We start from the raw sequence: 21,142 nt of genomic DNA, 5'->3' as shown, positions 1-21,142 counted from the left end.
CTGCGGTTGCGGGTGTGGTCAGTCGGTGTCGTCGTCGGGGTTCCAGGCGAGCAGGCGCACCTTGGCGACGGTTCGCAGGTGCCTGCGCATCGCGGCGGCCGCCTTCTTCGGGTCGCCCTGACAGATCGCGTCGAAGATGGCGGTGTGCTGGCTGAGGGAACGCGACGGCCTGCCCGGCTGCCGCAGCGACTCGGTCCGGCTCTCGGTGACCTGGTCGGCGATCGAGCGCATGAACTCGGCCAGCAGCGAACTGTGCGCGGCGGCGGTCACGGCGGCGTGGAAACGGCGGTCGCCCTCGACGCCGTGGCCACCGGCGCCGACCTCCTCGCGCATGTAGTCGAGAGCGGCCTCGAGTGCGTCGAGGTCCTCGCGGGTGCGACGTTCGGCCGCCAGCTCGGCGAGCTTGGTCTCCAGCGCCTCGCGTGCCTCCAGCACGTCCGGCAGCCTGCGCCGCCGCTCGACCAGCCGCTCCACCGGCTCGATCTCGAGCGTGTCACGTACCAGGTAGGTGCCGCCTCCGTGGCGAGCCTCGATGAGACCCTGCACTTCGAGCACGACGATCGCCTGCTTGATCGACGCCCTGCTGACACCCAGCCGTTGCGCCAGCTCGCGCTCGGCGGGCAGTTTGTCACCCGCGCGCAGCCCGGCGTCGGCGACGTACTCCCTGAGCCGCTCGATCACCTGCTCGTACAGTCGCTGCCGGGCCATCGGTCGCAAGGCCTCGGACACTCGGGTCCCTTCGCTTGGTGCCGACCTCGTCGCAGGCAGCGTAACAGCCCTGCTGGCGCAAGTGGATGAGCCACTGGACCACTGAAGCCTTGACAAGCGTTCCCGGGTCACCGCAAAGTGGGTCAGCCACTGAGCCACTTCGCGCCGGCGCCGGTCGGAGATCAGGGCGTACGACAGCGAGCCCAACGACGGGAGCACCGCATGTCCGCCGAACTTGTCTCGATACTTGCCCTCGTGGTGGTGTTCGTCATCGCCACCACAAGATCCATCAACATGGGGGCGCTGGCCTTCGCCGCCGCCTTCGGCGTCGGCACACTGGCCGGAGGCATGGACGCCGACGGCATCTTCGCCGGGTTCCCCGGCGACCTGTTCGTGGTGCTGGTCGGCGTCACGTACCTGTTCGCCATCGCCCGCGCCAACGGCACAACCGACTGGCTGGTGCACGCATCGATCCGGCTGGTCGGGGGGCGCCTGGCGCTGATCCCGTGGGTGATGTTCGCGATCAGCGCCGCGCTGACGGCGATCGGCGCGGTGAGCCCCGCCGCGGTGGCGATCGTCGCGCCGATCGCGCTCGGCTTCGCCGCGCAGTACGGGATCAGCCCGCTGCTGATGGGCGCGATGGTGGTTCACGGCGCCCAGGCGGGCGGGTTCTCGCCGATCAGCATCTACGGCACCATCGTCAACGGCATCGTCGCCAGGGAGAACCTGCCCGGCAACGAGATCGTGCTCTTCCTCGCCAGCCTCGTCGTCAACCTGGTCATCGCCGCGATCGTGTTCGCCGTGTGCGGCGGCCTGAAGCTGGCGCGCTCCGCGGCGCAGGCACATGAGCTGGCCACTGTCGGCGGCGGCAACGCCCCCACGGGCTCCACCGGCTCCACCGGCGACGGCTCCGGCGGAAGCGGCACGCAGGATGCGCCGGAACCGCCGCGGCTGAACGCGGCACGCGCAGCCACGCTCGTCAGCCTCGCTGCGCTCGTGGTGTGCGCACTGGTGTTCGACCTCGACGTCGGGCTGACCGCCATCACCCTGGCCGTGCTGCTCAGCATCGTGTGGCCGGACACCAGCAAGAAGGCCATCGGACAGGTCACCTGGCCGACAGTGCTGCTGATCTGCGGAATGCTCACCTACGTCGGGGTGCTCCAGGAGATGGGCACCATCGACTACGCGGGCAACGCGGTGTCCGATGTGGGAGTTCCGCTCGTGTCGGCGCTGCTGATCTGCTACATCGGTGCGCTGGTGTCGGCCTTCGCGTCGTCGGTGGGCATCATGGGCGCGCTGATCCCGCTGGCCGTGCCCTTCCTGCTCGAAGGCGCGGTCGGCCCGGTCGCGATGATCGCGGCACTGGCGGTGTCGTCGACGGTGGTGGACGTGAGCCCGTTCTCCACCAACGGCGCGCTCGTGCTGGCGAGCGCCCCGGACGTGGACCGCGACCGCTTCTTCCGCCAGTTGATGGTGTACGGAGGCATCATTGTCGCGGTGGCTCCGCTCGCGGTATGGCTGGTGCTGCTCGTGCCCGGCTTCGGATGATCCTGCGACCGACAGCGAACGACAAGGAGACGACGTGACCGCGCTCTTCCCCGCCCTCCGCACCGAGCAGGACAAGCCGGCGTTGCGGTTCGGCGACCGCGGGCTGACCTACGCCGAACTCGCCGCCGTCGCCGGGTCACTGGCCCTGGACCTGCGCGCCCGGCAGTGCTCGCGGGTGGCCGTGTGGGCGACGCCGAGCCTGGAGACCAGCGTGGCGGTGCTCGCCGCGCTGCTCGCCGGAGTGCCCGCGGTGCCGGTGAACCCCAAGATCGGAGAACGGGAGCTGGCGCACATCGTCTCGGACAGCGCCCCGTCACTGGTTCTCGCGGCGCCGGGCGCCGAGCTGCCGGCGGGCCTGGCGCCGCTGACGAGGCTGGACGTCGACGTCACCGCGTCGGCGGAGGCGCCGCTTCCTGAGGAGCCGGGAGACGAGGCACCTGCCGTGATCGTCTACACGTCGGGCACCACCGGTCCCCCGAAGGGCGTCGTGCTCCCGCGGCGCGCGATCGCCTCGACACTGGACGCCCTGGAGGACGCGTGGCAGTGGAGCGCCGACGACGTGCTGGTGCACGGGCTGCCGTTGTTCCACGTGCACGGGCTGATCCTCGGCATCCTGGGTCCGCTGCGCCGGGGCGGCACCGTGCACCACCTCGGCCGGTTCTCGACCGACGCCGTGGCGAAGGAGCTGGCCGGTGAGGCCACGATGATGTTCGGTGTGCCGACCATGTATCACCGGATCGCCGTGGAGGTCGGCGACAACCCTGAGCTGGCGTCGGCACTGCGGGGCGCGCGGCTGCTGGTGTCGGGGTCGGCGGCGCTGCCGGTGCACGATCACCAGCGGATCACCGAGGCCACCGGCCAGCAGGTGGTGGAGCGCTACGGGATGTCGGAGACGCTGATGAACACGAGCGTCCGCGCGGACGGCGAGCGCAGGCCCGGCACCGTCGGCGTGCCGCTGCGGGGCGTGGAGCTGCGGCTCGTGGACGACGCGGAGAGGCCCATCGCCGCGAGCGACGGGGAGACGGTCGGCGAGATCCAGGTGCGCGGCCCGAACCTGTTCACCGAGTACCTGAACCGGCCGGACGCGACGGCGGAGGCGTTCACCGACGACGGCTGGTTCCGCACCGGCGACATGGCCACCCGTGATCCCGACGGCTACGTCCGCATCGTGGGCCGCAAGGCCACCGACATCATCAAGAGCGGCGGCTACAAGATCGGCGCGGGAGAGATCGAGAACGCGCTGCTGGAGCACCCGGCGGTGGCGGAAGTGGCGGTCACCGGCGAGCCGGACGACGATCTCGGTGAGCGCATCGTCGCGTGGGTCGTGGCCGACGGTGAGCCTCCGGCGCAGCGGGAGCTGGCCGAGCACGTCGCGCGGCTGCTCACGCCGCACAAACGGCCGCGGGTGGTGCGCTATCTCGACGCGCTGCCGCGCAACGACATGGGCAAGGTCATGAAGCGAGCGCTCGATGCGTGAGTCCGCGCGAGCCTGGATCGACGCGGTGGCGTCGGCGTTCACGGAGCTGCCCGGTACCGAGCCCGCGGAGTCCGGTGAGGACGGCCCGATCGGCTGGCCGGGCTACGACGAGGCCCGCACGCGGGCCGCGGAACGGACGGGCGAGCCGGAGTCGGTGGTGTGCGGCGTCGGCAAGGTCGGCCGCACGGAGGCGGTGCTGGTCTCGTTCGAGTTCTCGTTTCTCGGCGGCTCGCTGGGCGGGCGCACGGGGTTGCGGATCGAGCGGGCCTTCGCGCGGGCGAGGGAACTCGGTGCGCCGGTGGTGTCGCTCATCGCGACCGGGGGCAGCCGCATGCAGGAGGGCATGCGGGCCCTGACGCAGCTGCAGCGGCTCGCGCGGGCTGCGGCGCTGACCGGCAAGGCCGGTGTGCCGCAGGTGGCGGTGTTGCGCGACCCGACCACCGGCGGCGGCTGGGCGACGCTGGGCGCCGGCGCCGACGTGACGCTGGCGCTGGCCGGGGCGCAGGTCGGTTTCGCCGGGTCGCGGGTGCGCCCGGAAGGGGAGCCGGCCGCGTACACGGCCGAGGGACAGCTGGAGTCCGGGCACGTCGACCAGGTGGTGGAGCTGGCGCGACTGCGAGAGGCATTGGAGCGCTGGCTGCGGTTGTTGACCACCCCGGCGCCGGAGGCGGTGCCACCGCCCCCGGCGCTGGGCAGCGTGGACGTGCCGCGGACCGGGTGGGACGCGGTGCGGCGGGCCCGTGATCCGCGGCGGCCGCGTGCGATGTCCTACCTGGACAGCTACTTCGACTGGCGCGAGGACATCAGCGGCGACCGGTGCGGCGGTGTGGATGCCGGGGTGGTGTGCGGGTTCGGCTGGCGCGACGGCGCGGCGGTGGCCTACGCAACGCAGTGCGGGACGCCGACACGCCCGGCCGGGTTCCGGACCGCGGCGCGGCTGGTGCGGCTGGCCGACCGACTCGGAATCCCGGTGCTGACACTGGTGGACACGCCGGGCGCGGCGAACGACGCCGACGCCGAACGCGCGGGTGTGGGCCCGGCGATCGCGGAGCTGTTCGCGGCCGTGGCCGGTGCGACGGTGCCGGTGACGACGCTCGTGATCGGCGAGGGCGGCTCCGGGGGTGCGCTGGCGTTCGCGGCGCCGGAACGCACGTGGGTGACGCCGGACAGCTACTTCTCCGTCACGTCGCCGGAGGCGGCGGCCTCGATCCTCAAACGTGCCGACGAGGAGGTGCCGGAGACGGCGGACCGGCTGCGGTTGCGCCCGCAGGACCTCGTCGGCCTCGGCATCGCCCGCGGAATCGTCGGACCCGCACGCTAATGTGAAAGGTGGGGGTCCCCCTCGTGCACGAACGGGCCTCTCGTGACCAGCGGGTCGGCCACCACCCGGGCGAGCCCGCTCAACGCACGTTCGGTGGCGGACCGAAGTGCAGTCAGCCCGCTGAACGCAGGTCGGGGCAGCGGCCAAAGTGCAGTTAGCCCGCTAAACGCAGGTCGGTGACCCTGGCGGTCCAGGTGCCGTGGGGTTCGAGGTCGACGGTGCGCACCTCGTCGCCGCGGCGGTCGAGGCGGACCACCAGATGATCCTCGGACAGGCGCTCCGCCAGGCCCTCCCCCCACTCGACCACCACGGCCGACTCCTCCAAATCCGTGTCCAGATCGAGGTCGTCGAGCTGCGAGAGGTCACCGCCGAGCCGGTACGCGTCGACGTGCACCAGCGGCACACCCCGCTGCCCCGCAGGGTGCACCCGCGCCAGCACGAAGGTCGGCGAGCTCACCCGGCCCGAAACCTGCATGCCCTCGGCGATGCCCCTCGTCATCGTGGTCTTGCCCGCGCCGAGCGGCCCCGCCAGCAACACGAGGTCACCGGCCCGCAAGGCGCCGCCGAGCCTCCGTCCGAAGTCGACGGTGTCCTCGGCGGTCGCCAGCTCGACCGTCATCTGCGCCACCACCGCAACCTCCGTGTCCGCTTGTCGCCGTCCACGCCGGAACACTGCTGCACCAAGTCGATGATGTGGCTGTTGACCAGTTCCGGCTGTTCCAAGTGCACCATATGCCCCGCGCCACGCACCCGGACCAGCCGCGCCTCCGGCAGCTCGGCCGCCATCCGCTCCGCGTGCGAGAACGGCGTCAGCCGGTCGGAGTCGCCGCCGACCACCATGACGGGCACGTGCTTGAGCCCGGCCAGCGCGGCATACCGGTTGTGGCTGCCGAGCGTGTCCACGAAGTTCACCAGCTGCCGCACCGACGTCGCCGCCAGCATCTCCAGCATGAAGTCCACGAGCCGGGAATCCACGTCGCGCCTGCCGAACGCCAGCCGCCGCACCGCCTGCCGCGTCAGCTGACCACCGGCCGCGCGCACGAACTCCACCAGCCCCGGCTGCCACCCGGCCAGCTCACCCACCCCGCGCGTCAGCGGGTTGTACTTCGACAGCAGCGACCGGCGCAGGCCCCTGCCACCGACCTCCCCGGCAGCCGTCGCGATGAGCACCACGCCACACACCTGCTCGGCGAACACCTCCGGATGCCCCTGCGCCAACTCCATGATCACCATGCCGCCCATGGAATGCCCCAGCAGGACAACCGGCTCGCCGGGTGTCACGGCCCGGAGCACGGCGTGCAGGTCCGCGGCCAGCTGCTCGATCGTGCTCGTGTCCGGGTTCGACGCCGCCGACTGGCCGTGCCCACGATGGTCGTAGTACACCTGCCGCACCCGGGGCAGCCGCAGCGAATCCAGCGCCCGCCGCTGGAAATGCCAGCTTTGCCGCGACAGTGCGAACCCGTGCACGCCCACCACGGTGAGCGCCGGTCTGCCACCGTCGGGCTCGATCTCCTCCACCGAGATCGGCGAACCGTCGTCGGCGGCCACCGTCGACGTGCGGCCAGGTGGCAGCGCACCGAACAGCTCCCCTCCCGCCGGGTCGCCACCGGAAGGCAGCGGCGGGGAAGCCATCACCGGCCGTCCTCCCCGACGTAGCGACGGCGCACCCGCGGCCGGTACATCCCGGTGACGATCTCGTAGTCGATGGTGCCGATCACGTCGGCCCACTCGGTGGCCGTCGGCTCGCCCCGCTCACCCGAGCCGAACAGCACCACCTCGGCACCGAGTTCCGGTTCGTGGTCGCCGCAGTCCACGACCAGCTGGTCCATGCACACCCGCCCGGCGATCGGGCGCCGCGCGCCGTCGAGCCACACGCTCATCCGGCCGGACAGCGTCCGCGGAACGCCGTCCGCGTACCCGGCGGGCACCAACGCCAGCGTGGTGTCCCGCTCCGCCGTCCACGTATGTCCATAGGAGACGGACTCACCGGCCTCGATCCGCTTGGTGAGCACCACGCTGGAGCGCAGGGTCATCGCCGGGCGCAACGGTTCGGGCTGCGGCACCGGGTTCAGCCCGTACATCGCGATGCCCGGCCGCACCAGGTCGAAATGCAGGTCCGGACGGGTCAGTGTGGCGGCCGAGTTCGCCAGGTGCCGCAGCGGTTCCAGGCCGGCGTCGCGGGCGAGCGCGTAGGCGTCGGCGAACCGCTCGGCCTGCCGGTCGACCGACGGGTGACCCGGCTCGTCGGCACAGGCCAGATGCGACCAGACCGCCACGACGTCCACCCCGGGTTCGGCGGCGGCCCGCTTCACCAGGTCCGGCCACGCGTAGGCGGGGCAGCCGTTGCGCGCCAGCCCGGTGTCAATCTTCAGGTGCACCCGCGCGGGTTTCCCCGCCCGGCCCGCGGCATCCGCCACCCGCTCCAACTCTGTGAGAGAACTCACAGAAAGGTCCACGTCGTGGGCGATCCCCGGCGCGAAGTCGACGTCCGGGGTGTCCAGCCAGCTGAACAGCCGGGCGTCGATCCCCGCCTCGCGCAGGGCGAGCGCCTCACCGAGCGAGCACGCACCGAGCCACGTCGCCCCGCCGCTCATCGCCGCTCTGGCCGCCGGGACGGCACCGTGGCCGTAGCCGTCCGCCTTGACGACGGCCATCGTCTCCGCGCCGGACGCGGCGGCACGCGCGGCCAGCAGCCCGAGGTTGTGCCGGATCGCGCCGAGATCGATCACGATCTCGGCGCGGGGCGGGTGGTTGTCAGTCATGGCGTGCGCTGCGATGTCATTGAAGGAACGCCGGTCACCTATCCGTTCTCGGCGTACTCGCATACCTCCGTTCGAGGGGATTTTCCCACAGCGGTGTCACACGTTGTGCACGAGTGCGCGGGACTCGAGATGCCGCTGCCGGATCCGCTCGCCCTGCTCGGCATCGCCCGCGGTCGGCTCCGCGAGCCGCGACGCCACATCGGTCTGCCACGCGGGCGGCTCCGGCGTGCCCGCCAGGGCCCACGCGGCCTGCCGCGCGGCGCCGATGGCGACGTGCTCGGCGGGCTCGGGTACCGCCACCGGCACGCCGAACACCATCGGAGCGATGGTGCGCACGCTCTGCGACTGCGCCGCGCCGCCGATGAGCAGCACGCGCCGCACGCTGATCCCCTGCTCGCGCACGGCCTCCAGTCCGGCGGCCAGCCCGCACAGCATGCCCTCGACGGCGGCTCGCGCCAGGTTCTCCGGGGTCATGTTGGCGCGCCGCAGGCCGAACACCGAGCCCGCCGCCTCCGGCAGGTTGGGCGTGCGCTCGCCGTCGAGGTACGGCAACAGCGTGAGCCCCTCCGCGCCCGGGTCCGCCGCCAGCGCGAGGCGGTCGAGCTCCGCGAGCTCCACGTTCAGCAGGCGGGCGGTCGCCGTGAGCACCCGGGCGGCATTGAGCGTGCACGCCAGCGGCAGGAAGCGCCCGGTGGCGTCGGCGAACCCGGCGACCGTGCCGGTCGGGTCGGCCGCGGGCGTCTCGCACACCCCGAACACGGTGCCGCTCGTGCCGAGCGACACCACCACGTCCCCATCGCCGATCTCCAGCGCGAGTGCGGCGGCCATGTTGTCGCCGGTGCCCGCCGACACCAGCGTGCCGTCCGGCGTGTGGCCCGCGGCCTCGGCCGGGTCCAGCACCCGCGGCAACTCAGGGTGACGACCCCCGAAGGCCTGCGTCAGGATGTCGGTGCGGTAAGCGCCTTTAGCGGGCGAAAAGTAGCCGGTGCCGGACGCATCGCCACGGTCGGTCACCGGGTCGCCGCCCGTGAGCCGCCACGTCAGCCAGTCGTGGGGCAGCATGACGCGCGCCACCCGGTCGGCCAGTTCGGGTTCGTGCTCGGCCATCCAGCGCAGCTTCGTCACGGTGAAGCTCGCCACCGGCACGGACCCGACCGCGTCGGCCCACGCCTGCGGACCGCCCAGTTCCTCGGTGAGGTCGGCCGCCGCCTTCGCCGACCGGGTGTCGTTCCACAACAGGGCGGGCCGCACCACGGCACCGCCGTCGTCGACGGTCACCATCCCGTGCTGCTGCCCGGCCACGCCGATCGCCGCGACACCGTCCAGCAGCCCGCCGGTCGCCGACGTGAACGCCGACCACCACTCGCCGGGATCCACCTCCGTGGTGTCGGGGTGCTCGGCGCGTCCCGTGCGCACCACCGTGCCCGTCCTGGCGTCGCACACCATCACCTTCGTCGACTGGGTCGAGGAGTCGACACCGGCGACCAGAACTTCGTCGTTGCTGTTCATACCCCTGAGCTTTCCTGTTCGGCGCCCACGTCCGCCAGCACAACCTGATTACCGATCGCCCGCAGCGCCTCGACCTCGTCGGCGGGCGCCTGGCTGTCGGCGATCACCAGGTCGTAGGCACCCGCCTCCGCGTACGCGTAAGTGGCGGTCCTTCCGAACTTCGACCGGTCGACCACCAGCACGTTCCTGTTCGCGGCGGCCAGCGCCGCCTCCTTGAGCTCCGCGTACTCCCGCACCGGGTGGTACAGCCGCCCGCCCGCGACCGCGGCCGCCGAGACCAGCGCCACATCGGCCCGGATGCGTCCCAGCGCGGCGAGTGCGTCCGGGCCGATGCACGAGTCGAACTCGGTGTAGCGCCCGCCGAGCAGGATCACCTCGGCCCGCCCGGGCTCGCCCACGATGCGCGCGATCTCCAGCGAGTTGGTCACCACGGTCAGCTCGTCCACCTCGACGAGCCTGCGCGCGAGCGGGAACAGCGTCGTGGAGTCGTCCAGGAACACGGTCTGCCCGGCCGCCACCTCGCGCACGGCCCGCGCGCACAGCGCTTCCTTCTCCGTCCGATGCAGGCCCTCCCGAAACCGTTTCGCGGTCTCCATGGTCAGCGCCGGGTAGGCCGCGACCCTGCCGCGCAGCTTGCGCAGCAGCTTGCGCTCGGCCAGATCGTCGAGGTCGCGGTGCATCGTCATGAGGCTCACACCGAACCGCCCGGTGAGGTCGTCGATGCGCACCTCGCCGAGTTCGATCACCGTGCGCAGGATCTCCTGCCTGCGCTGCTCGACGGCAGCGTCCGGCGGGCGGGTCCTAGGCATACGGCAACACTACGGGTTTGATCACGCTGTCATCGCGGGCCGCGACGGTGAGCGCCTGCTCCACCTCGCCGAGCCCGAACCGGTGCGTCACCAGCCGGTCGAGGTTGACCTCGCCCGACGCCGCGAGCGCGATCGCCGCAGGCCACGTGTTGGCGTAGCGGAACGTGCCGGTCACCTCGATCTCGAAGCCCTGCACGTGTGCCAGCGGCAGCGGGATCTCGTCGCCGCCCATGCCGACGAGCACCACGCGCCCGGCACGGCCGACCTGCCGGATGGCCTCCCCGATCGCCGAGGGCACGCCGGAACACTCCAGCAGCACGTCCGGCTCGAACCCGGAGCCGGACAGCGACGTGGCGGAGACGTCGATCGTGGCCGTCGCACCGAGTTCCCCGGCCACGCGCAACCGCTTGGCGTTGACGTCGGTGACCACCACGTCGGTGGCCCCGAACGCGCGCGCCGTCTGCGCGGCGACCAGCCCGATCGGGCCCGCGCCGGTGATCAGCACCCGTGAGCCAGGCTGCACGGCGGCCTTGCGGCAGGCCCACACCCCCACCGACAGTGGCTCGAGCAGCCCGGCCGCCTCGTCGCTGAGCCCGTCGGGTACCGCGTAGGCGAACTCCTGCCGCAATGTCACGTACTCGCAGAACGCGCCGTCGATCGGCGGCGTGCCGAAGAAGCGCATGTCCGGGCACAGGTTGTACCGGCCGAGCCCGCACTGCCTGCACCGGGAACACGGCACGCCGGGTTCGAGCGCGACCCGCTGCCCCGGCTGGTGCAGGGTCGCGCCCTCGCCCGTCGCGACGACGACGCCGCTGGGCTCGTGGCCGAGCACGAGTGGCCGCTCGACGACGAAATCGCCGATGCGGCCGTGCTCGTAGTAGTGGACGTCGGAGCCGCACGTGCCGACGGCACGGACCTGCACCAGCACCTCGCCGGGTCCCGGCGAGGGCACCGGCCGCTGCTCGGTCACCACGTCGTGGATGCCGTTCAGCACGGACACCGTCATCGCTTCGGGAAGGTCATTCACCGGTCACGGCTCCCAACGTCAGTCCGGTCACCAGCCAGCGGCGCACCGCCAGCCCGGCGACGATCATCGGCAACACCACGATCGTGCCGATCGCGGTCAGCTGGCCCCAGTCGATCCCGGTCTGGGTCACGAGCTGGTCGGCGGCCATGGGCAGCGTCTGCGAGTTCGGCCCGCTGAACACCAGGGCGAACGCGTAGTCGTTCCACGAGAACACCAGGCACAGCACGAACGTCGTCACCAGGCCCGCCTTCGTCAGGGGCAGGATCACGTGCCAGAACGCCTGCCAGCGCGTGCAGCCCTCGACGAGCGCGGACTCCTCGACCGACGGGGGGATCTGCGCGAAGAACGCGCTCATCAGCCAGATCGCGAACGGCAGGTTGAACGTGAGGTAGGCCAGGATCAGCCCCGGGATGGTGTCGATGAGGTTCGCGCCGCGGAAGAGCAGGAACAGCGGCAGCACCACGACGGCGATCGGTGCCATGCGCGTGCTGATGATCCAGAACGCCAGGTGCTTCTTGCCGCGCATCCTGCTTCCGGCGAGGCCGTAGCCCGCGAGCGCGCCGAGCACCACCGCCAGCACCGAGGAGATGCCCGCGGCGAGCACGCTGTGCAGGATGTAGGGCCCGAGGTTGTTGGCTCCGGAGAACAGCTTCGCGTAGTTGTCCAGCGTGGGCTCGAAGAGCACCGTGGGCTCGGCAGAGGTGACGTCGGCCCCGGACTTGAACGACGACAACGCCATCCACACCAGCGGCACGAGTGTCCACAGCAGAGCGAGCACCAGCACCAGCCCGATGCCGAGGCGAGCCCGGCGCGTGGTGCGATCGACGGGGTGGGTGCGCAGCGTCGTCATCGGGTCAGCCCCTTCCGGTCCAGGATGCCGACGAACACCCGTGCGATCGCGATCGTCACGGCGAGCATCACGAGGCCGATCACGGCGGCGTAGCCGAGGTCGAAGAAGCGGAAAGCGGTCTCGTACAACCGGATCGGCACCACCTTGGTCGCGTCGGCGGGCCCGCCGTTGGTGGTCACGGCGATGATGTCGAAGTAGCGGATCGCGTCCATGGAACGGATCAGCAGCGCCACCAGCAGCACGCTGGAGATCGACGGCAGGATGATGTGGCGCAGCGTCTGCCACGGCCCGGCGCCGTCGAGCGCGGCCGCCTCGCGCACACTCTGCGACACGGCGGTGAGGCCGGCCAGGGTGATCAGCGTGATGAGCGGCGTCCACTGCCAGACGTCCATCGCCACGACCGCGAGGAAGGCCGAGTAGCTGCCGCCCAGGATGTCTCCCTCGTAGCCGACGAGCCGCAGCAGCCACGAGTACAGGCCGAACGTCGAGTCGGTGAGGAAGCGGCCGAGCAGCCCGGCGATCACCGGCGCGACGAACATCGGCAGCAACAGCAGGCTCAGCACGGCGTTGCGGCCGCGCATCAGCTTCCACAGGCACAGGGCGAGGCCGAGGCCGAGCACCATCTCCAGGCCCACGGTCAGCACGAAGAACACCAGCGTGCGCAGCCACTGCGTCCACAGGTCGACGTCGGCAAAGAAGCGCGCCCAGTACTCGAGGCCGACGAAACTGAACGACACCCCGCCGAGCAGGCGCACCCGCGAGAAGCTCATCGCGAGGACCGTGAGGAACGGGATGACCGACAGCACGGCCAGCAGCAGCAGGCCGGGCGTCATCATGGCGCCGTGGAAGCCGAACCGGCCGCGGCGGCGGTGCGGCCGGTCCGGGGCCGCCCGCTGTCCGGTCTCCGGCGCCTCGATGGTCAGGCTCACGACACCCACCCCCGCTCGGTGATCCGGTCGAAGCGGGTGGCGGTCTCGCGCATCGCGTCGGCGGGCGAGACGTCACCGGCGAGCATGCGCGACAGCTGCGTGTAGATGGCGGTGTCGCATTCGTTCCACATCGGAATCTTGGGCCGCAGTCCGATGTTTGCGGGCTCCCACGCCTTCCGGACGGCGGGTGCGGTGAGGATGTTCGGCATCGCGCTCGGCCGGTGCTCGGCCCGCTTCACTTCCGGCAGCTCGTACACCGAGGTGCGGGTCGGTGTGCCGCCACCGGCGTCGCTCTTGAGGTTGGCGAGCTGGGTGGCGGGTGAGGTCGCCCAGTTGGCGAACAGCCAGGCGGCGCCGCGTTCGTTGGGCAGTGTGTTGCCGTTGATGGCGATGCCGGTGCCGCCGAAGATGTTGGCGCTGCGCACCGGGCCGCGCGGCATGGGAGCGTAGGCGAATTTGCCGGGCATCGCCTGCTCGTTGGCGGCGGCGTACTCGTGCCAGTTGGGGCACATGGCGATGCGGCCGGACGACAGGGCGGGCGCGAGGCCGTTCCAGTCCCAGGTGCGCGACGACGGGTCGGCGATCGCGAGCAGCCGCTGGTAGAACTCGGCGGCCTCGACGGCGGCGTCGCTGCCGAGGCGGCACGGGCCCGGCTCGACGGTGCCGTAGAGCCCGACGCGCTCGCCGTCGCCGAAGTAGTCGCCGCCGTAGGACCACAGCACGTTCGAGAAGTCGCACATCAGCGAGTCGTGCTGCTTGGCCTGGTGACCGGTGCCGTAGGCGACGTCGTCGGTGTTGTCGTTGAACCACCGGGCGATCCGGTAGTACTCCTCCCAGGTGCGCTCGCCGCTGGGCGTGGGATCGAAGCCGAGGTCGTCGGCCATGCGGTCGTGGTGCTTGGCGAACAGGTCCGCCCGGTACTGCCAGACGATGGTCGGGCAGTCGTAGGGCAGGGCGTAGACGGCGTCGCCGCCGAAGCGGCCCACGGCGTCGAGCTGGGTCGGGATGAAGTCGCCGAAGCCGCCCTCGATGCCGGGCAGGCGCGGGTCGTTCGCGAGCTCGCGCAGGTCGACCAGGCCCTTCGAGTAGGGGGCGAGCACCTGGTACGGGTCGGCGTAGATCACGTGGTACTGGGATTCGCCGCCCGCGAGGTCGAGGGCGACCTTCTGCACGAGCGCGGTGAGCTCGAGCGTGATGATGTTGACGTGGATGCCGGTCAGCTCGGTGAACGGCCGCAGGTTGGCGGCGATGGCCGCGGTCGGCGCCGTGTTCTCCGAGACGAAGTTGACGGTGGCGCCTGCGAACTGCCGCCACCGGTCGTCCGTGGCCACCCGCGCCACGTCCTGCCGCCCGCCGCACGCTGCAGTTAGCCCGCTGAACGCAGCGAGGGCCGCCGCGCCGCGGAGCATCGTTCGGCGGTCGATTACCCCGCGCTGGGTCATCGGTTCCTCCGGTAAGCCCGATCGTCAGCATGCGCATGTCCGCATGCCGCGCCATTCTTACCAGAGAATCTCGCCGTTGTTAACACATAACTCGATAACTTCGCTCTCTTGCCGCCGCCCCCGAGCGCGTTTAGCCCGCTAAACGCACTTGGGGGTTCGCGAATGCACATCCGGGCGGCGGGGGTGAGCGCGCCCGGGGAGCCGGGCCGGGGGCGTCTGCCGTTGGTGGCCGGCCGTTACCGGGCGAGCGAGCGCGCCTGCCGGACCGCGTCCGGGACGGCGGCGAGCACTCCCGACGCCGACACCGGAACCCCACCCGCGGCGAGTTGCCCGGCTCGGGAGTGCACGTCGGCGGCGACACCGGCGGCAAGCCACGGATCGAGGCCCGACGCGAGCAGCGAACCGGTGAGCCCCGACAGCACGTCCCCCGACCCGGCGGTCGCCAGCCACGAACCCCGCGCGGCGTTCACGAGCGCCCGCCCGTCGGGATGGGCCACGATCGTCGTGTGCCCCTTGAGCAGCACCACCGCGTCGAACCGGCGAGCGGCGGCGCGGGCGGCACTCACCCGGTCGGCACCCGGCCTCGCACCGGTCAGCCGCTCGAACTCACCGTCGTGCGGCGTGAGCACGAGCGGCGTCTCCGGATCGCGCGCGTCCAGCACGTCCGGGTGCTGCGCGATCAGCGTGATCGCATCGGCATCGGCGCAGACCGGCACCCCCTGGCCGAGCGCGTGCGCGAGCACGTCCTTGCCGTCCCGGCCGGTGCCGATGCCCGGTCCCACGACCCACGCCTGCACCCGGCCCGCGTCGAAGATCGAGCCGGTGGCCACCACCTCCGGCCAGTGCCAGCGCACCACGTCGGCGGCGTGCCCCGCATACCGGACCATCCCCGATGTCGCGCGCACGGCTGCCGCGGCGGCGAGCACGGCGGCACCCGGGTAGGCCGACGAGCCCGCGGCGACGCCGGTGACGCCCTGCGTGTACTTGTTGTCCGCGGGGCCGGGCAGCGGCCACGCGGCGGCGACATCGGCCGGGTCCAACTGCAGCAGGTCCGCCTCGCCGAGCTCACCGCCGAGCCCGATGTCGACGAGCGTCACGTCCCCGCAACGTTCCGGGTTGAGCACGTGCACCGGCTTGTGCGCGCCGAAGGTGACCGTCGCGGTGGCCTGCACGGCCGGACCCTCCACCCAGCCGGTGTCCGGCTCGACGCCGCTCGGCAGATCCACGGCGAGCACGGGCGCATCGACCTGGGCCACCAGCTCCGCCGCGTCGGCGCGCAGCGGACCCTTCGCGGAGATGCCGACGATGCCGTCGATCACCAGGTCCGCCTTCGCGATCCACTGTGGACCCTGCTCGGGCGCGACGGCCCGGCCGCCCGCGCGCGTCAGCGCCGCGAGGCCGGCCGGGTGCGCCTTCTCCGGCTTCAGCAGCACCGCGGTCACGCCCACACCGCGCCTGCGCAGAAACGCACCTGCCCACAAGGCATCGCCGCCGTTGTTGCCGGCACCGACCAGGAGCACCACCCGCCGGCCCACCACCGCGCCGGTGTGCTCGGCAAGCAACTCCGCCGCGCGGACGCTCACGCCGTAGGCGGCGCGCCGCATCAGCGCGCCCTCGGGTGTCGCGGCCAGCAGGCGCGCCTCGGCGGCGCGCACGTGATCGGTCGTCCAGATTCCGCGCACAGCGCCTGTCTACTCCACCGTCACCGACTTCGCCAGATTCCGGGGCTTGTCGACGTCGTAGCCCCGGCTGCGGGCGATCTCGGCCGCGAGCACCTGCAGCGGCACCGTCGACACGAGCGGCTGCAGCAGCGTGGGCACGGCGGGTACCTCGACCAGCTCGTCGGCGAACGGACGCACCGTCTCGTCCCCTTCCTCGGCGATGACGATCGTGCGGGCACCCCGCGCCTGGATCTCGCTGATGTTGGAGACCAGCTTGGCGTGCAGCACCGCGCGGCCCTTCGGCGACGGCATCACGACCACCACGGGCAGGCCCTCTTCGATCAGTGCGATCGGCCCGTGCTTGAGCTCGCCCGCCGCGAAGCCCTCGGCGTGCATGTAGGCAAGCTCCTTGAGTTTGAGCGCACCCTCCAGCGCGACGGGAAAGCCGACGTGCCTGCCGAGGAACAGCACCGCCTTGGCGTCGGACATGCGGCGGCCCAGCTCGCGAACCTGATCCACAGTGGATAGAACCTTGTGGACGGCCGCGGGCATGGCCTCCAGTTCGGCGAACTCCCGCGCCACCTCGTCCGGGTACTTGGTGCCGCGTGCCTGGGCCAGCGCGAGCCCGACCAGGTAGTTGGCGGCGATCTGCGCGAGGAACGCCTTGGTGGAGGCGACGCCGATCTCCGGTCCGGCGTGCGTGTACAGCACGGCGTCGGACTCGCGCGGGATCTGGGCACCGTTGGTGTTGCAGACGGCCAGCACCCTGGCCTTCTGCTCGCGCGCGTGCCGCACCGCCTCGAGTGTGTCGGCGGTCTCGCCGGACTGGGAGACGGCCACGACGAGGGTGTCCCGGTCGAGCACGGGATCGCGGTAGCGGAACTCGCTGGCCAGCTCGACCTCGACGGGCAGCCGGCACCAGTGCTCGATCGCATACTTGGCCACGAGCCCGGAGTGGTACGCCGAGCCGCAGGCGACGACGAACACCTTGTCGACGTCACGCAGGTCCTGGTCGGACATGCGCTGCTCGTCCAGCACGATCCGGCCGGACTCGAAGTGCCCGCGCAGTGTGTTGGCCAGCGCGTCGGGCTGTTCCTCGATCTCCTTGAGCATGAAGTACTCGTGGCCGCCCTTCTCCGCCGCGGAGAGGTCCCAGTCCACGGTGAAGGGCTTGCCCTGCGCGGGTTCGCCGAAGAAGTCGGTCACCTCGCAGCCGTCGCGGCTGATCACCACCAGCTGGTCCTGGCCGAGCTCGATGGCGTCGCGGGTGTGCTCGATGAAGGCGGCAACATCGGAGGCGACGAACGTCTCGCCGTCGCCGACGCCGACGACGAGCGGCGACGACCGGCGCGCGGCCACCACCAGGTCCGGCTCGTCGGCGTGCGTGACGACCAGCGTGAACGCGCCCTCGAGCCGGCGGCACACGGCACGCACGCTGGCCGGGAGGTCACCCTTCGTGTCGCCCTCGGCGTAGGCGCGGGCAACGAGGTGAGCGGCGGTCTCGGTGTCGGTGTCGCTGGTCAGCTCCACGCCCGCGGCCTCGAGCTCGGCACGGAGCGCGGCGAAGTTCTCGATGATGCCGTTGTGCACGACCGCCACGCGCTCACTGCCGTCGCGGTGCGGGTGCGAGTTGCGGTCGATCGGCGCGCCGTGTGTCGCCCAGCGGGTGTGTCCCATACCCGCGGTGCCCGCGAAGGAACTCCGGCCGGCCGTGTCGAGGGCGGCCTCCAGGTTCGCCAGCCGCCCCGCCTTGCGCTCGACGGTCAGCGCGCCGCCACCGTCCAGCACCGCCACGCCGGCCGAGTCGTAGCCCCGGTACTCCATCCGGCGCAACCCGCCAAGCACCACGTCGAGCGCCTGCCGATGCCCGACGTATCCCACGATTCCACACACGTCCCCCAGCGTAACGACACAGCGTCACCCCCCGGCCCCGGCTCAGCGGGAGCGCGTTTAGCCCGCTAAACGCACTCTGGCGGCCGCCGCGCGCCGCGTTTCGCGGGCGAACTGCACTCGGCGCGCTGCGGTTCGCCCGCGAAACGCACTCCGTCTGCCGAGGGCGGGCCGGTCGGATACTCTCCAGCCATGGCCAGCAAGCCCAAGCGGTTACTCGACGAGCTGTCCCACCCCGGGCCCCACGAGGTGCTGCGCGGCGACCTCGCCCTCGTCGGCCTGCCCGGCGTCGTGTACACGCCCGCCGAGGGGCTGAACCTGCCGGCCGTCGCGTTCGGGCACGGGTGGCTCCAGCCGCCCGGCCGCTACCGGGAGCTGCTGCGCCACCTCGCGAGCTGGGGCATCGTCGCCGCCGCCCCGGCGACCCACCGCGGCCCGCTGCCCTCGCACCGGCTGTTCGCCGCCGACCTGCGCTCCACGCTCGACATGGTCACCGGCGTCCGGCTCGGCCCGGACGGCATCAGTGTCGACCCCCGCAAACTCGGCGTCGCCGGTCACTCCATCGGCGGTGGAGCCGCCGTCCTCGCCGCCGCGACAGAGGGTGACCCGCACATCAAGGCGGTCGCGACCATCGCCGCCGCCCAGACGATGCCCCAGGCCACCACCGCCGCCCGTTCCGTCACGGTTCCGGGCCTGCACTTGGCGGCCGACGACGACCTGGTCGCGCCCGCGACCGGCAACTCCGAGGCCATCGCCAACGCCTGGGCCGGGCCCGTGCAGCTGCGCACCATCCCCAAGTCGTCGCACCTCGGGGTCACCGAGGGTATGCACTGGAGCCAGCCGTTCCTGCACGGCAAACCCCACCGCACCACGCAGCGGGTGGTGCGCGCGCTGTTCACGGCGTTCTTCCTCACGGAACTGACCGGCACCGACACCTACCGACCGCTGCTGGACGCCGACCTCAAGACCGCACACCTGAACAGGGAAGCCGAGCCCGCGCTCAGCTGACGTCCGGCACTCGCAGCAGCCCGCACCCGACGGTGCCGTCGTCGTCCAGTGCCGTCACCAGGGCAAATCCAGGCCGGTCCAGAACGGCGACGACCTGGAACATCCCGATGGCCGCCCCGACGTCACCGACCGCCTCCGCAGGGTCCACGACTGCAGTCAGCCCGCTAAACGCAGCGTCGGCGACCGCGCGCTCCGCCTCGCCCAGTAGGCCGCCGGGGGCCGACAGGGCCACGGTGGTCACGTCGCCCGCCTCGATGGCGGCCCGCTCGAGCACACGCCGCACACCCGACGCGAGCGCCGCCTCGGGGTCACCGTCCACGGCCACGCGGGTCTCGATGCCGAGCACCTCCGCCAGCACGGGCCGCGGCGAACCCGCCGGCTCGACGAACACCGCCGCGGCCCCCTCGCCGAGCAGGCTGCCCCTGCGGCCCCGGTGCTCCTCCAGCCAAGCCCGCGCCGCGCTGTACTCCTCCACCGCGCCGCACACCACACCGCTCGCCCGCCCCGCGGCGAGCAGCCGCGTCCCGTACCGCAGCACCCCGAGCCCCGACAGCCTGCCGCCCGCGATCGTGGAGTTCGGCCCGGTCAGCTTGTGCCAGATCGCCGCCTGCGCCGCCGCACTGTTCATCAGCGCGAACGGCATCGTGGCAGGGTTGACGAAGTACGGTTTGCGGCGCGTCAGCGAGTCCCGGGTGAACTCCAGTTGGGTCTGCGCGCTGCCCGAGGTGGTGCCGAGCACCACCCCGGTGCGCTCGTCCACCGCAAGACCGGCCAGCACGTCACCCACGACGCCGATTCCCAGCGCGCTCGACCGGTCCATCGAGCCGGTGCCCTTCGTGCCCAGCGCCTCGTCCACCACGAAGTCCGCCGCCAGGAACGCCTCGTCGCCCGGTCCCCCGTCGACCCGGGTGGGCCGCGCCTGACCTGCCCGTAGCGCCGCGCGCCCGACCCCGCACGCCGAGATCGCCGACCACGCCGTGACCACCGCGCCCGTCACCGCGGCCTCCCCAGCACGACGACGGCGTTGTTACCGCCGAACGCGAGCGCGTTGTTCTGCACCACGTTCAGCTCGGCCTCCACGGCGGTGTTCGGCACGCAGTCGATGCCACACTCCGGGTCGGTCTCGCCGTGGTTGATGGTCGGTGGCACGAAGCTCCCGGCGATGCCCAGGGCACACGCGGCGGCTCCCAGAGCACTGGCAGCGCCCATCGTGTGCCCGAGCATGGATTTCACCGACACCGTACGGGGCGGCTGCTCGCCGAACACCTGCCGGATCGCGCCGCATTCGGTCGCGTCGTTGGCCTTGGTGCCGGTACCGTGCGCGGAGATCAGGTCGACCTCGTCCGGCGCCACCCCCGCGTCGGCCAGCGCCAGCTCCATGCAGCGCCGCACGCTGTCGCCATCGGGCGCCACCTGGTGGTGGGCGTCACAGTTCAGTCCGTACCCGAGCACCTCGGCGTAGCTGCGCGCCCCGCGCTCGCGCGCCGCCTCCAGCGGTTCCAGCAGCAGGACGGCGGCACCCTCACCGGTGAGGATGCCGCGCCGGTCCTTGTCGAACGGCCTGCACCGCTCCGGATCGACGGCACCCAGCCGGTAGAACCCGGTGAACGTCATCCGGCACAGCGCGTCCGCACCCCCGGACAGCGCGTACTCGGCCTCGCCGAGACGGACGGCGTCGAACCCGTTGCCGATCGCGTAGTTGCCCGCCGCGCAGGCTGTCGCGACGGTCGACACGTCGACGTCGGTCAGTCCCAGTTCCCGCGCGACGCCGACCGCAAGCCGGCTCGCAGGCACCCGGCGCGCCGCGGCCGGGTCCATCGCCTCGAAGCTCTCGCGGACAACGGTCTGCGCGAGCCGCTCACCGTCGTCGGAACCGCCGTCGGTGGTCCCGATCGACACGACCCCGGGCCGCTCGCGCAGCGCGCTCTCGGCGATGCCCGCGTCGGCGACCGCCATCCTCGCCGCCGCGATGGCGAACTGCGTCGCCCGGCCCGCCTCGGACACGGGAACGCGACGCAGCCAGCGCTCCGGCTCGAAGCCGCGCACCTCGCACCCGTTGGCATGGGCGAAACCCGTCGTGTCGAACGCCTCGATCGGGCCCGCGCCGCTGCGTCCCTCCCACAACGCCTCGGCGAACTCGCCGGCGCCGGTGCCGATGCTCGACACCACACCGATACCGGTGACCACGACCCTGCGCACGG

General features: G+C 72.0%; 18 protein-coding genes. 4 read left to right on the top strand and 14 right to left on the bottom strand.

Annotated features, from left to right (window positions below; translation table 11 throughout):
• Positions 1-18 precede the first annotated feature (18 nt).
• Positions 19-708, bottom strand: coding sequence for a FadR/GntR family transcriptional regulator (locus tag BAY60_RS08960; RefSeq protein ID WP_211330207.1), 690 nt, complete (start codon positions 706-708; stop codon positions 19-21).
• A 222-nt stretch (positions 709-930) separates the two neighbouring features.
• Here BAY60_RS08960 and BAY60_RS08955 point away from each other — a divergent pair, with 222 nt between their 5' ends.
• From BAY60_RS08955 to BAY60_RS08945, 3 genes are read left to right on the top strand one after another with little or no spacing between them, the layout of a single operon-like run.
• Entirely contained in the window at positions 931-2,256 is a 1,326-nt protein-coding gene (locus tag BAY60_RS08955) for an SLC13 family permease (protein WP_112280278.1), read from the top strand.
• A gap of 34 nt (positions 2,257-2,290) precedes the next feature.
• A complete protein-coding gene (locus tag BAY60_RS08950) occupies positions 2,291-3,733 on the top strand; it encodes an acyl-CoA synthetase (RefSeq protein ID WP_112280277.1) in 1,443 nt (480 codons plus the stop codon).
• Positions 3,726-5,054 (top strand): carboxyl transferase domain-containing protein, encoded by a 1,329-nt coding sequence (locus tag BAY60_RS08945; protein WP_112280276.1) that lies wholly within the window; start codon positions 3,726-3,728, stop codon positions 5,052-5,054. The genes BAY60_RS08950 and BAY60_RS08945 overlap by 8 nt, the downstream gene beginning before the upstream one ends.
• A 154-nt stretch (positions 5,055-5,208) precedes the next feature.
• Here BAY60_RS08945 and tsaE read toward each other — a convergent pair whose 3' ends face one another.
• The 11 genes from tsaE to glmS form a co-directional block, all read right to left on the bottom strand.
• Positions 5,209-5,682, bottom strand: a complete 474-nt coding sequence (gene tsaE / locus BAY60_RS08940) for a tRNA (adenosine(37)-N6)-threonylcarbamoyltransferase complex ATPase subunit type 1 TsaE (RefSeq protein WP_170160333.1) — start codon at positions 5,680-5,682, stop codon at positions 5,209-5,211.
• Positions 5,670-6,686, bottom strand: coding sequence for an alpha/beta fold hydrolase (locus tag BAY60_RS08935; protein ID WP_112280274.1), 1,017 nt, complete (start codon positions 6,684-6,686; stop codon positions 5,670-5,672). Before BAY60_RS08935 ends, tsaE begins: the two co-directional genes overlap by 13 nt.
• The gene (gene alr, locus BAY60_RS08930; RefSeq protein ID WP_112280273.1) at positions 6,686-7,816 is read right to left on the bottom strand and encodes an alanine racemase; all 1,131 of its coding nucleotides are present in this window, start codon (positions 7,814-7,816) and stop codon (positions 6,686-6,688) included. Before alr ends, BAY60_RS08935 begins: the two co-directional genes overlap by 1 nt.
• A 96-nt stretch (positions 7,817-7,912) precedes the next feature.
• On the bottom strand, positions 7,913-9,325 hold the full coding sequence (gene xylB / locus BAY60_RS08925; RefSeq protein WP_112280272.1) for a xylulokinase: 1,413 nt from the start codon (positions 9,323-9,325) through the stop codon (positions 7,913-7,915).
• Positions 9,322-10,134 (bottom strand): DeoR/GlpR family DNA-binding transcription regulator, encoded by an 813-nt coding sequence (locus BAY60_RS08920; protein WP_112280271.1) that lies wholly within the window; start codon positions 10,132-10,134, stop codon positions 9,322-9,324. Before BAY60_RS08920 ends, xylB begins: the two co-directional genes overlap by 4 nt.
• A complete protein-coding gene (locus BAY60_RS08915) occupies positions 10,127-11,140 on the bottom strand; it encodes an NAD(P)-dependent alcohol dehydrogenase (RefSeq protein ID WP_112280270.1) in 1,014 nt (337 codons plus the stop codon). Before BAY60_RS08915 ends, BAY60_RS08920 begins: the two co-directional genes overlap by 8 nt.
• 13 nt (positions 11,141-11,153) lie before the next feature.
• On the bottom strand, positions 11,154-12,011 hold the full coding sequence (locus tag BAY60_RS08910) for a carbohydrate ABC transporter permease (protein WP_112280269.1): 858 nt from the start codon (positions 12,009-12,011) through the stop codon (positions 11,154-11,156).
• Complete coding sequence (locus BAY60_RS08905) at positions 12,008-12,940, bottom strand: carbohydrate ABC transporter permease (protein WP_245992378.1); 933 nt, start codon at positions 12,938-12,940, stop codon at positions 12,008-12,010. Before BAY60_RS08905 ends, BAY60_RS08910 begins: the two co-directional genes overlap by 4 nt.
• Entirely contained in the window at positions 12,937-14,271 is a 1,335-nt protein-coding gene (locus BAY60_RS08900) for an extracellular solute-binding protein (RefSeq protein ID WP_245992377.1), read from the bottom strand. The genes BAY60_RS08905 and BAY60_RS08900 overlap by 4 nt, the downstream gene beginning before the upstream one ends.
• 347 nt (positions 14,272-14,618) lie before the next feature.
• The gene (locus tag BAY60_RS08895) at positions 14,619-16,064 is read right to left on the bottom strand and encodes an NAD(P)H-hydrate dehydratase (RefSeq protein WP_112280266.1); all 1,446 of its coding nucleotides are present in this window, start codon (positions 16,062-16,064) and stop codon (positions 14,619-14,621) included.
• A 9-nt stretch (positions 16,065-16,073) separates the two neighbouring features.
• The gene (glmS, locus tag BAY60_RS08890; protein ID WP_112280265.1) at positions 16,074-17,936 is read right to left on the bottom strand and encodes a glutamine--fructose-6-phosphate transaminase (isomerizing); all 1,863 of its coding nucleotides are present in this window, start codon (positions 17,934-17,936) and stop codon (positions 16,074-16,076) included.
• A 189-nt stretch (positions 17,937-18,125) separates the two neighbouring features.
• On the opposite strand from glmS, the gene BAY60_RS08885 reads away from it, so the two are divergent.
• Positions 18,126-18,941: a dienelactone hydrolase family protein gene (locus BAY60_RS08885; protein ID WP_112280264.1), complete on the top strand. Its 816-nt coding sequence runs from the start codon at positions 18,126-18,128 to the stop codon at positions 18,939-18,941.
• On the opposite strand, the gene BAY60_RS08880 is transcribed toward BAY60_RS08885, so the two are convergent.
• Together BAY60_RS08880 and BAY60_RS08875 are read right to left on the bottom strand one after the other, a co-directional pair.
• Entirely contained in the window at positions 18,934-19,938 is a 1,005-nt protein-coding gene (locus BAY60_RS08880; protein WP_245992376.1) for a beta-ketoacyl synthase N-terminal-like domain-containing protein, read from the bottom strand. The two genes, BAY60_RS08885 and BAY60_RS08880, sit on opposite strands and share 8 nt — an antisense overlap.
• The gene (locus tag BAY60_RS08875; RefSeq protein WP_112280263.1) at positions 19,935-21,140 is read right to left on the bottom strand and encodes a beta-ketoacyl-[acyl-carrier-protein] synthase family protein; all 1,206 of its coding nucleotides are present in this window, start codon (positions 21,138-21,140) and stop codon (positions 19,935-19,937) included. Before BAY60_RS08875 ends, BAY60_RS08880 begins: the two co-directional genes overlap by 4 nt.
• Positions 21,141-21,142: the final 2 nt, after the last annotated feature.

The sequence above is a fragment of the Prauserella muralis genome (assembly GCF_003202285.1).
GTDB lineage: Bacteria > Actinomycetota > Actinomycetes > Mycobacteriales > Pseudonocardiaceae > Prauserella_B > Prauserella_B muralis.
Note: the sequence above shows the minus strand (reverse complement) of the source record. Positions and strands in the feature narration are given on the sequence as shown.